Raw genomic sequence first — 11,372 nt, forward strand, 5'->3', positions numbered from 1 at the left:
ATGCCTGATGACCATAGCAAGTTGGTCCCACCCCTTCCCATCCCGAACAGGACCGTGAAACAACTTTGCGCCGATGATAGTGCTGCAACCAGTGTGAAAGTAGGTTATCGTCAGGCTTGTTATATAAAAAAACCCCGCTAGGTGCGGGTTTTTTTTCGTCTGCAGCATTCATCGGATCAGATGCCCCAGGTGATACTTTCATTTTCCGCCTTGGCCGAGCGCAGCATTTCCATCAAGGGGTAGGCGCGCTGCGAAAAATGCACTTTTTGCGCGCGCGCATGGGCGCCTGTTTCACCGTCTTCCAGCGTTTCCGGCGTATGCGCATCGTGTTCGATGTCATTTTCCGGATGCAGTTTGCTTTCCGCGACTTCTTTTTCCAGCAGGGCCAGGGCATCGCCCGCTTCCGCTGGCGTGATGACGCCGCGCGTGGGGTTCTTGTGCAGGATGTCGAGGATGCGCTGGGCATGTTCCTGGTACATCAGCACTTCTGGGGAGGATTTGGATTTGAATGAGATCAACATAAGCGCTTTCTGAAACTTGTTGTTAGTGTCGAAACAATATCACGACTTGAAATGTCGCACAGGCCGTCCGATTGCCCGGATTGCACATTTGCAAGCCGGATAGGCCCATCTGTTGGACAACGCACGTATTTACAAGAGTGTGTTTACCGTGAAAACATCCGTTTTAAGCGATCGTTAAGTCTCAATCCAGTTTCACCGAGTCCATGAACGTGTCGATGGTGTCACGCGACAACTTGCTTTCTTCACCGAGTATGATGATCTGGAAGATGTGTTTGTCCTGCGCCACAAAACGGCCGACCAGCAGGACCGGCTTGCCCTGCTGCGTTCCCGTCGCTTCGACGCTCAGCGCGCTGCGTTGATGGCTGCCGGCCGCCGTGCTGCTGGCCGTCGATGCGGATTTCTCGCTGCGCACGACACCATTGATATTTTTCAACAGGGCTGTCTGCATGGCGGGCAGGGCCGTTTGTGCCTGTTCCGCGCTGTCGAGCACGGCGCTGCCGATGGCGAAGGTATTGCCATCGACCTCGCTCGCCGTCATGGTCAAGCTGACTTTCTTGCCGTCGAGATCGATCTCGCGCGTCAGCACAGCCGGTTTGCCCGGAAACAGGGCCGTAAACTGGGCGTCGGGGCTGCGATAGTCGCGCCAGTCGAATTTCGGGCTGCAGGCGGACAGGATGCTGGCGGCCGCGAGCGTAGCCAGAAAGAGGGCAAGTGATGTTTTTTTCATCAGCAGATGGTAGCAGCGCTGCCAATCACGCGCAATCGCGCACGTGTGGGCTTCACCGCTTGCCTTATATCTCGCGCAGTACGCGCCGGTACTGGATCGCTTCGGCAACATGCGCTTGCGTGATGGCGGGGCTGCCCGCCAGGTCCGCGATACTGCGCGACACGCGCAGCACCCGGTGGTAGGTGCGCGCAGACCAGTGCAGGCGCGTCATGGCGCCATGCAACAACTGTTCGCCATGTGGTTCCAGGCGACAATGTTGTTCGATTTCTGTGTTGCTCAGCTGCTGGTTCGCTTTTCCCTGACGTGCCAACTGCAAGGCATAGGCTGCCGCTACCCGCGCGGCGATCGCTTGCGTACTTTCGCCGGCACCTGCACGTCGCCCCAGCGCCGTCGGCGGCATGGCGGCCACTTCAATCTGCAGGTCGATACGGTCGAGCAGGGGGCCCGACAGACGATTGTGATAGCGCAATACGGCGTCTGGCGTACAGCGGCAACGACCGGAAGCGTGGCCCAGATAGCCGCACGGGCAGGGATTCATGGCGGCGATCAATTGAAAACGGGCAGGAAACTCGGCCTGGCGTGCCGCGCGTGAAATGCTGATCACGCCCGATTCCATGGGCTGGCGCAGCACGTCGAGCACCCGGCGGTGGAATTCGGCAATTTCATCGAGAAACAGCACACCGCAGTGGGCCAGCGAGATTTCTCCCGGGCGCGGCACGTTGCCGCCACCCACCAGGGCCACGCCGGATGCCGTCTGGTGCGGGGCGCGATAGGGCCGCCGTTTCCAGTGTTCCACCTTGAAGTGGCTGCCCAGCGAATGCACGGCCGCCGATTCCAGCGCCTCTTCATCGCTCATGGGCGGCAGCACGCCAGGGAAGCGGCTGGCCAGCATGGTCTTGCCTGCGCCCGGTGGTCCCACCATCAGGACGTTGTGACCGCCCGCTGCCGCCACTTCCAGTGCGCGTCGTGCCTGCAGCTGCCCTTGCACGTCGGCAAAGTCGGGATAGGGAAAAGCGTGCGGTGCCAGCACGGGCTGGTGGCGTTGCAGGGCAGTCTGGCTGGCGTGCCTGGCAAAATGCGCACAGACCTCGAGCAGGCTGTGGGCGGGATAGATGCAGGCATCGCTGACGAGAGCCGCCTCGTCCGCGTTCGCCTGCGGCAAGATGAAGGCGCGTGGCGTGCCCGACTGGCTGCGCTGCATGGCAAAGGTCATGGCCAAGGCGCCGCGGATGGGGCGCAACTGGCCAGACAGCGACAGTTCGCCCGCGAATTCATAGTGGTGTAATTGGTCGCCCGGCAACTGGCCGGAGGCAGCCAGGATGCCCAGTGCGATGGGCAAGTCGAAGCGGCCCGATTCCTTGGGCAAGTCTGCCGGCGCCAGATTGGCCGTGATGCGCCGCGCCGGCATCTCGAAGCCGCAGTTTTGCAACGCGGCACGCACACGGTCGCGAGACTCCTTCACTTCCGTATCCGGCAGGCCGACTATCGTAAACGAAGGCAAGCCATTGGCAAGGTGGACTTCGACACTTACCTCGGGCGCCTCCATGCCGGCCAGGGCGCGGCTTTTCAGGACGGCCAGGCTCATCAGACTCCCCTGTAGCGCGGACGCGGGCAGGATCAGTCTAGCGCTTGAAAAGGTGTGAGGCTTGATGTATGCCAGCAAGGTCGCCGATTACGGCGCCCTGCGTGCAGCGGCGGCTTAGGCTTTTGGATCGTTCAGGCGCGTTTCCAGTTCGATCAGGCGCAATTCCAGTGCATCCAGTTTTGCGCGCGTCTTGGCCAGTACTTGCGCCTGGATATCGAATTCCTCGCGCGTGACGAGATCGAGGCGGGCGAAGCCCTGGGTCATCATCGATTTCACATTTTTCTCGATATCCTTGGCCGGCGAGTTTTCGATGGCTTGATGGATCTTGCCCTGCAAGTCGTTAAAGAAGGTATTCATGTCCATGGTCAGTCCTTTTATGGTGCGGCCTGTGCATCGCACCATTGCGGTGCACAGCGGCGTTAATCTGGTGCGAAACTGGGCGCTTCATTGTGCTTCAGCAGTCCGTTGCCGCATTCCTGGCCGTGTGCAGGGTATGTATGGACGGAAATGCACCTGTCAAGGTGGCAATAGAGCTGGCACGTATTCTGCTAAAGAAGGTATGAACGCTTTGTGATCTCCAGCCAAGATTTTAAACCTCAACCGCTTTAAAAGTTCAATAAAAGGGAATCGCCATGAAGAATCTGTCCAAGAACATGACTTTAGCTACAGCGTTGACGCTGGCCATGACCGCCTTGTGCGGTAGCGCCATGGCCCAGGATGCAGTGGCGGCGCCTGTTGCGGCCGAAGCCGTACCTGATAACGTGGTGAGCTACAACGTGGCGCTGACCAGCGACTACCGTTACCGCGGCATCTCGCAAAGCCGCTTGAACCCGGCTGTCAGCGGCGGTGCCGACTACACCCATAACCCGACGGGCCTGTATGTGGGCACCTGGCTGTCGAGCATCAAATGGATCAAGGACGGCGGCGGCGATACCAACCTGGAATGGGATATCTACGGCGGCAAGCGGGGCGAGATCAGCAAGGATTTTACCTATGACGTGGGCGGCCTGTACTACTTCTACCCATCGAATGGGCTGAGCACGAATGCCAACACCTTCGAGCTGTACGGCCAGCTCGGCTACGGTCCGATGTATATCAAGTACTCGCATTCGACCACCAATCTGTTCGGCGTTGCCGACAGCAAGAACAGCGGCTACCTCGACGTGGGCGCCAACGTCGAGGTGCATGATGGCTACATGTTGAACCTGCATGCGGGCCGTCAGAAGGTCGAGCACAACGATTCCCTCAGCTACAGCGATTACAAGATCGGCGTGACCAAGGACTTTGGCGTGGTGACCGTTTCCGTGGCGGCCGTCAAGGCCAATATCGATTCGATGGCACCGAATGGCAAGAATCTGGCGAAATCCGGTCTCGTGCTGACCGTGTCCAAAACCTTTTAAGCGAGACTGCCATGAAAATGATTACTGCAATCATTAAACCGTTCAAACTGGACGAAGTACGCGAAGCTTTGTCGGCTATCAATGTGCAAGGCATTACGGTCACGGAAGTCAAGGGTTTCGGCCGCCAGAAAGGTCACACGGAACTCTACCGTGGCGCCGAGTATGTCGTTGATTTCTTGCCAAAAACCAAGATTGAAGCGGCCGTCGATGACGCCATTGTCGACCAGGCCATCGAAGCGATCGAAGGCGCCGCGCGTACCGGTAAAATCGGTGATGGCAAGATTTTCGTCTACAACCTGGAACAGGTCATCCGCATCCGTACCGGTGAAACCGGCAACGAAGCGCTCTAAGGGGAATATTGATGCATAAAAATATAACAAAATTGCTAGCCGGGATAGCCTGTCTGTGTGCGTTTGGCGTCGCCACGCCGAGCTTTGCCGATGCGCCCGCCAAGACGGAGGCGGCCACGACCGTGGCCGTTGCCGCCCCGGCCGTGACGCCCGTGCCTGATGCAGCCGCACCGGCCCCGGCCGCTGCCGCGCCAGCCGCCGCGCCCGTTGCCAACAAGGGCGACACCAGTTTCATGATGATCAGCACCTTGCTGGTGATCTTGATGACGATCCCCGGCCTGGCCCTGTTCTACGGTGGCCTCGTGCGCTCGAAAAACATGCTGTCGGTGCTGATGCAGGTGTTCATGGTGTTCGCGTTGGTCATCGTGCTGTGGTGCATCTACGGTTACTCGATCGCCTTCACGGAAAAAACCGCCTTCTTCGGTGGCTTCGACCGCCTGTTCCTGAACGGCATCTGGGATCCGGCCAAGGGCACGTTTGCCGCCGCCGCCACCTTCAGCAAGGGCGTCGTCATTCCCGAGTTCGTTTTCGTTGCTTTCCAGGGCACGTTTGCCGCCATCACCTGCGCGCTGATCGTCGGTGCCTTTGCCGAGCGCGCCAAGTTTGCCGCCGTGCTGGCCTTTGTCGTGCTGTGGTTCACGTTCGCCTACCTGCCAGCGGCCCACATGGTGTGGTTCTGGACCGGTCCTGACCTGATCACCAACGCCGCCACCTCGGCCAGCGAAGCCCTGAAGGCGGGCTGGATCTGGCAAAAAGGCGCACTGGACTTCGCCGGCGGCACCGTGGTGCACATCAACGCCGCTGTCGCCGGCCTGGTGGGCGCCATCATGATCGGCAAGCGCGTCGGTTACGGCCGCGAATCGATGGCACCGCACTCGCTGACGATGACCATGATCGGCGCTTCGCTGCTGTGGGTGGGCTGGTTCGGTTTCAATGCCGGTTCCTCGCTGGAAGCGGGCGACGTGGCGGCTTTGGCTTTCGTCAATACCTTGCTGGCAACGGCCGCCGCCACCCTGTCGTGGGTGTTTGGCGAATGGATTTCCAAGGGCAAGCCTTCCATGCTCGGTGGCGCGTCCGGCGCCGTGGCCGGCCTGGTGGCGATCACCCCGGCGGCCGGCTTTGTCGGCCCGATGGGCGGCCTGGTCATCGGCTTGCTGGCCGGTGTCGTCTGCCTGTGGGGCGTGAATGGCCTGAAACGCCTGATCGGCGCCGACGATTCGCTCGACGTATTCGGCGTGCATGGCGTGGGCGGTATCCTGGGCGCCTTGCTGACGGGTGTGTTTGCTGCACCACAACTGGGCGGCCAGGGCATCTTCGACTATGTCACCAACAAGATGTCGGCGGATCCGTACTCGATCGGCCATCAGGTGTGGGTGCAGGCGCAAGCGGTCGGCACCACCATCCTCTGGTCGGCCCTGGTTTCCCTCGTTGCCTATAAACTGGTCGACATCGTCATCGGCCTGCGCGTACCGGAAGAGGAAGAGCGCGAAGGCCTCGATATCACCAGCCACGGCGAGCAAGCGTACCATGGCTAAATAGCAATTATCTGGCATGCCAGCGCCCCGGCGCGGCATGTCCTGCTGGAAAAGGCGCCTCATTGAGGTGCCTTTTTTTCGTTATGGGAATGGAAAAGGTCTTTAAAACAAGGCTTTTGCCCCGATTTGGGGTACTTACACGGTAATATAGTCGGCAGTTCTGTGTGCTTTTTTGAATACTGCACATAATTTAAGGATGTAACTATGGTTCCCCATCTCGTCACGGCCCTGACCGGACCGCTGCTCGACCTCGAAAAAAAGATTCTGGCCGCGACGCCGGCCATTGAGCGCTGGTTTCGCATGGAGTGGCAAGAGCACACGCCGCCCTTCTATTGCTCGGTAGACTTGCGTAACGCGGGCTACAAGCTGGCGCCCGTCGATACCAATCTGTTCCCTGGCGGTTTCCACAACCTGGCGACGGAAATGCTGCCCTTGTCCGTGCAGGCGGCCATGGCCGCCATCGACAAGTATTGCCCGGATGCCCGCAACCTGCTGATCGTGCCGGAATTGCACAACACGACGCCGCAATACCTGCAAAACGTGGCGCGATTGATGCAAATTTTCCGCCAGACGGGGCTGCACGTGCGCTTCGGTTCCTGGTCGCCCGACATCACCCAGCCGACACCGTTGGCGTTGCCAGATGGCAACATGCTCGTCATCGAGCCCCTCGTGCGCCTGAACAATGGCCGCCGCCTGGGCTTGAAGGATTTCGACCCGTGCACGATTCTGCTGAATAACGACTTGTCGGACGGCATTCCCGATATCTTGCAAAATATTCATGAGCAAAGCCTGCTGCCGCCCTTGCATGCGGGCTGGGCCTTGCGCCGCAAGAGCAACCACTACACGGCCTACGATGAAGTGGTGAAGAAATTCGGCAAGATGATCGATGTCGACCCGTGGATGCTCAACCCCTTCCACGCCAAGTGCAGCGACGTGAATTTCCAGGAAGGCGAGGGCGAAGATGCGCTGGCCGCCAGCGTCGACGTGCTGCTGGCCAAGATCCGCAAGAAATACAAGGAATACGGCATCAAGGAAAAGCCGTTTGTCATCGTCAAGCCCGATGCGGGCACGTATGGCACGGGCATCATGACGGTGCGCGACGCCAGCGAAGTGCGCGACCTGTCGCGCAAGCAGCGCGACAAGATGTCCATCGTCAAGGACGGCAAGGTTGTCACCGATGTCATCATCCAGGAAGGCGTGCCGACCTTTGAAAGCATCAAGGATGCCGTGGCCGAGCCGGTCGTCTACATGATCGACCGCTATGTGGTGGGCGGCTTCTACCGCGTGCACGCGGAAAAGGGCGTGGACCAGAACCTGAACGCGCCCGGCTCGCAGTACGTGCCGCTGGCATTTGCCCAGCAGCATGCCGTGCCGGACTTGAAGGCCAAGCCGGGCACGGCCGCGCCGAACCGCTTCTATGTGTATGGCGTGGTGGCGCGCCTGGCCTTGCTGGCCGCGTCGCTGGAAATGGAGCGCACGGACCCGAATCCCGAGGTGTATTGATCCATCCCTGCGGCTTGCCAGGCGCGGTGACTACCGCGCCCGGCGATCTCGGCTAGAATCAAGCATTCCTTATCCAGGCTCCCCGATTGGACGCACCATGAAAATTGCATTCCTTGCCGACCCGCTGGCAGGCTTCAAGACTTACAAAGATTCCACTTTCGCCATGATGCGCGAGGCGGCCAAACGCGGCCACGCCGTGTACGCGTTTGAACAGAAGGACATGGCGCTGGAAGAGGGCATCGTCACGGCACGGGTACAGCATATCGAGCTGACGGGTGACGAACACGACTGGTACAAGGTCGTTTCCACCGAAGAAGTGCGCCTGTCGACCCTGGACGCCATCATCGAGCGCAAGGACCCGCCGTTCGACATGGAGTACGTGTACGGCACGTATCTGCTGGAACTGGCGGAAAAGCAGGGCGCGCACGTCTTCAACAAGCCGTCCGCCATCCGTGACAACAATGAAAAGCTGGCCATCGCCCAGTTTTCTGAATTCACTTCGCCGACCCTGGTGACGTCGAACGAGGCGCGCCTGCGCGCTTTCCACGCCAAGCACCAGGACGTCATCTTCAAGCCGCTCGACGGCATGGGCGGCACGGGCATCTTCCGTGTCAAGGCCGACGGCCTGAACCTGGGCGCCATCATCGAGACCCTGAGCGAGAACGGCGCGCAGACTATCATGGCGCAGCGGTTTATTCCCGACATCGTCAAGGGCGACAAGCGCATCCTCGTCATCGGCGGCAAGCCGGTGCCGTTTTCGCTGGCGCGCATCCCGCAGGCGGGCGAAGTCCGCGGCAACCTGGCCGCCGGCGGCACGGGCGTGGCGCAGCCATTGACGGCGCGCGACCTGGAAATCGCGGAAAAGCTGGGCCCGATCCTGGCCGCGCGTGGTCTGATGCTGGTAGGATTGGACGTGATCGGCGACTATCTGACGGAAGTCAATGTCACCAGCCCGACTTGCTTCCAGGAAATCATGCAGCAGACGGGCTTTGACGTGGCGGCCATGTTTGTCGACGCCGTCGAGCATGGCGTTGCGCAAGCGCAGCAGCGCTAGAAGGTGAAATGACTATGGTAGGGATTTTGCTCATGACACATGCACCGCTGGGACAGGCCTTCATCGCCGCCTGCGCGCATGTGTTTCGGGGGCCAACGGAACGGTTTGAAGCCATCGACGTCGTCGCCGACCAGGACCTGGCGGAAGTGCAAAAGCTGGCGTCGGACGCCATTTGCCGTCTCGACGACGGCTCCGGCGTGCTGGTGATTACCGACGTGAAGGGCGGCACGCCGTCGAACTGCTGCAACAAGCTGGCCGATGCGGGGCGGGTGGAAGTCATCGCCGGCATCAGCCTGCCGATGCTGCTGCGCGCCATCACGTATCGCCGCGACACGCTCGACGTGGTGGTGGAGATGGCGCTGGCCGGTGCGCAAAGCGGCGCCGTGCGCGTCGATAACCGCATCCGCGTGGGAGAATAAGGAAGTGCATGGCCGCCGCCCTGAAGGCGGCGGTTTTTATAGGCCAAGATTGTCATCAGCGTAGTGCATTCAGGGATAGAGACCATACAAAAATGATTCAAAGAGAACTCGAAATCATCAACAAGCTGGGATTGCACGCACGCGCCTCCGCCAAATTTACCCAGCTCGCCGCCAAGTTCAAGAGCGACGTCTGGCTGACCCGCAACGCGCGCCGCATCAACGCCAAGTCCATCATGGGCGTGATGATGCTGGCCGCCGGCAAGGGCGCAAAAGTGACCCTGGAAGCCGAGGGCGATGATGAGCAGGCATGTGTCGATGCGCTCACCGCCCTGATTAATGACAGGTTTGGCGAAGGCGAGTAATGCCCGCCGAACGCAGCCGCAGCCGCATTCCGACAGGTCACCCCATGGCATCTTTCACGCTCCACGGCATCCCGGTCTCCCGCGGCATCGCCATTGGCCGCGCGCATCTGCTGGCGCCGGCCGCCCTTGACGTCAAACACTACCTGGTTGCCCAGGAACAGATCGAAGCGGAAGTCCAGCGTTTGCAAAACGCCATCGCCGCCGTCCACAAGGAGCTGCAAACCCTGTGGAACGAGCTGCCGAAGGACGCCCCCACGGAACTGGGCGCGTTCATCGACGTGCATGCGCTGATCCTGTCGGACCCGATGATCGCCGAAGCGCCGCTCGACATCATCCGTTCGCGCCACTACAACGCCGAATGGGCGCTGTTGACGCAAATTGATGAATTATCGGCGCAGTTCGACGAAATCGAAGACCCGTATTTGCGCGAACGCAAGGCCGACATCCAGCAAGTGGCCGAACGCGTGCTGAAGGTCTTGCTGGGTACGGAACAGCTGCTGCCGAAAGCGGCCGCCGACGATGAATTGCTGGCGCAGATGATCGTCGTCGCCCACGATATCTCGCCGGCCGACATGCTGCAGTTCCGCGACCGCTCCTTCATCGGCTTCATCACCGACGTGGGCGGTCAGAACTCGCACACGGCCATCGTCGCGCGCAGCCTGGATATCCCGGCGGCCGTCGGCATGTCGCAGGCGTCGATGCTGATCGAGCAGGACGACTGGCTGATCATCGACGGCGACGCGGGCGTGGTTATCGCCAACCCCAGTCCCCTGGTGCTGGAGCAGTACCGCGAGCGCCAGGTGGCCATGCAGCGCGCGCGCAAGAAGCTGGGCAAGCTGAAAAAGACGCCGGCCGTCACCAGGTGCGGCACGCCGATTACCCTGCTGGCGAATATCGAACTGCCCGAGGATTGCCCGTTCGCGCTGGAATCGGGCGCCAGCGGCGTGGGCCTGTTCCGCTCCGAATTCCTGTTCATGGGCCGCGCGCACAAGATTCCCACCGAGGACGAGCAGTTCGAGGCTTACCGCAACACGGTGCAATCGATGAAGGGGCGCGTGGTGACCATCCGCACGCTCGACATTGGCGCCGACAAGCCGCTCGACCAGTCCGACCATACGGCCTTGAATCCCGCCCTGGGCTTGCGCGCCATCCGCTACTGCCTGGCCGAGCCGCAGCTGTTCCTGACGCAGCTGCGTGCCATTTTGCGCGCCTCTGCCTTCGGCAAGGTGCGCATCCTGATTCCCATGCTGGCGCATGCGTTCGAGATCGACCAGTCGCTGGCCATGATCGCGCAAGCGAAGGCCAGCCTGCGCGAGGACGGCGTCAAGTTCGACGACGAGGTCGAAGTGGGCGCCATGATCGAGATTCCCGCCGCCGCGCTGGCCCTGCCCATGTTCGTCAAGCGCATGGACTTCCTGTCGATCGGCACGAATGATTTGATCCAGTACACGCTGGCCATCGACCGCGTCGACTATGAAGTGGCGCATTTGTACAATCCGCTGCACCCGGCCGTGCTGCAACTGATCTCCATGACGATCGCCGCCGGCCACAAGGCGGGCATCGACGTGGCCGTCTGCGGTGAGATGGCGGGCGACGTGAAGCTCACGCGCTTGCTGCTGGGCATGGGCTTGCGCGAGTTTTCCATGCATCCGGCCCAGCTGTTGGCAGTCAAGCAAGAGATACTCAACAGCGATCTTGGCCTGATTGCGCCACAAATGCGCAAAATTATGCGTTCCATGGAACCAAATGTGATCGCGGAAGCTGTCCAGCAACTGCAGCTCATGTAAACTGTCACCTTATCAGCATCAGGACACCTCGCGCGCGGCAAGAGGTGCCCTGATGCTAAAGTTGCAGCACCTATCATCGCGGTGCTGCATCGACCATGGCCCGTGGGGCCGCCCCCCTTTTATAAACCG

Annotated in this window: 12 protein-coding genes and 1 rRNA gene; 9 read left to right on the plus strand and 4 right to left on the minus strand. The window is 60.6% G+C overall.

What is annotated here, in order from left to right:
- The first annotated feature begins 3 nt into the window (after positions 1 to 3).
- A 5S ribosomal RNA gene (rrf, locus tag O0881_RS25600) occupies positions 4 to 116 on the plus strand.
- Positions 117 to 176: 60 nt separating this feature from the next.
- Here the strand turns inward: rrf and O0881_RS25605 are convergent.
- From O0881_RS25605 to O0881_RS25620, 4 genes are all read right to left on the minus strand, one after another.
- Positions 177 to 521 carry a DUF1840 domain-containing protein gene (locus O0881_RS25605; RefSeq protein WP_034749443.1) on the minus strand — a complete coding sequence of 115 codons (345 nt, stop codon included), beginning with the start codon at positions 519 to 521 and terminating at the stop codon, positions 177 to 179.
- A gap of 181 nt (positions 522 to 702) precedes the next feature.
- On the minus strand, positions 703 to 1,248 hold the full coding sequence (locus O0881_RS25610; RefSeq protein WP_289913548.1) for a hypothetical protein: 546 nt from the start codon (positions 1,246 to 1,248) through the stop codon (positions 703 to 705).
- 64 nt (positions 1,249 to 1,312) lie between these two features.
- A complete protein-coding gene (locus tag O0881_RS25615; protein ID WP_289913549.1) occupies positions 1,313 to 2,833 on the minus strand; it encodes a YifB family Mg chelatase-like AAA ATPase in 1,521 nt (506 codons plus the stop codon).
- A 114-nt stretch (positions 2,834 to 2,947) separates the two neighbouring features.
- Positions 2,948 to 3,196, minus strand: coding sequence for an accessory factor UbiK family protein (locus O0881_RS25620; protein ID WP_035824443.1), 249 nt, complete (start codon positions 3,194 to 3,196; stop codon positions 2,948 to 2,950).
- 269 nt (positions 3,197 to 3,465) lie between these two features.
- Here O0881_RS25620 and O0881_RS25625 point away from each other — a divergent pair, with 269 nt between their 5' ends.
- The 8 genes from O0881_RS25625 to ptsP all read left to right on the plus strand — a co-directional run bounded on the left by O0881_RS25625 (position 3,466) and on the right by ptsP (position 11,243).
- The gene (locus tag O0881_RS25625) at positions 3,466 to 4,233 is read left to right on the plus strand and encodes a TorF family putative porin (protein WP_289913550.1); all 768 of its coding nucleotides are present in this window, start codon (positions 3,466 to 3,468) and stop codon (positions 4,231 to 4,233) included.
- Positions 4,234 to 4,244: 11 nt separating this feature from the next.
- Positions 4,245 to 4,583, plus strand: coding sequence for a P-II family nitrogen regulator (locus tag O0881_RS25630; RefSeq protein WP_010393464.1), 339 nt, complete (start codon positions 4,245 to 4,247; stop codon positions 4,581 to 4,583).
- Between the two features lie 11 nt (positions 4,584 to 4,594).
- On the plus strand, positions 4,595 to 6,118 hold the full coding sequence (amt, locus tag O0881_RS25635) for an ammonium transporter (protein WP_289913551.1): 1,524 nt from the start codon (positions 4,595 to 4,597) through the stop codon (positions 6,116 to 6,118).
- 204 nt (positions 6,119 to 6,322) lie between these two features.
- Entirely contained in the window at positions 6,323 to 7,621 is a 1,299-nt protein-coding gene (gene gshA / locus O0881_RS25640) for a glutamate--cysteine ligase (protein ID WP_077399358.1), read from the plus strand.
- 97 nt (positions 7,622 to 7,718) lie between these two features.
- Positions 7,719 to 8,675 carry a glutathione synthase gene (gene gshB / locus O0881_RS25645; protein ID WP_099665557.1) on the plus strand — a complete coding sequence of 319 codons (957 nt, stop codon included), beginning with the start codon at positions 7,719 to 7,721 and terminating at the stop codon, positions 8,673 to 8,675.
- A 14-nt stretch (positions 8,676 to 8,689) separates the two neighbouring features.
- Complete coding sequence (locus O0881_RS25650) at positions 8,690 to 9,094, plus strand: PTS fructose transporter subunit IIA (protein ID WP_035824452.1); 405 nt, start codon at positions 8,690 to 8,692, stop codon at positions 9,092 to 9,094.
- A gap of 92 nt (positions 9,095 to 9,186) precedes the next feature.
- Positions 9,187 to 9,456 carry an HPr family phosphocarrier protein gene (locus O0881_RS25655; protein WP_034749416.1) on the plus strand — a complete coding sequence of 90 codons (270 nt, stop codon included), beginning with the start codon at positions 9,187 to 9,189 and terminating at the stop codon, positions 9,454 to 9,456.
- Between the two features lie 44 nt (positions 9,457 to 9,500).
- Positions 9,501 to 11,243, plus strand: a complete 1,743-nt coding sequence (gene ptsP, locus O0881_RS25660) for a phosphoenolpyruvate--protein phosphotransferase (protein ID WP_077408955.1) — start codon at positions 9,501 to 9,503, stop codon at positions 11,241 to 11,243.
- The last annotated feature ends 129 nt before the right edge of the window (positions 11,244 to 11,372 follow it).

Source organism: Janthinobacterium sp. SUN100 (assembly GCF_030397705.1).
GTDB lineage: Bacteria > Pseudomonadota > Gammaproteobacteria > Burkholderiales > Burkholderiaceae_D > Janthinobacterium > Janthinobacterium kumbetense.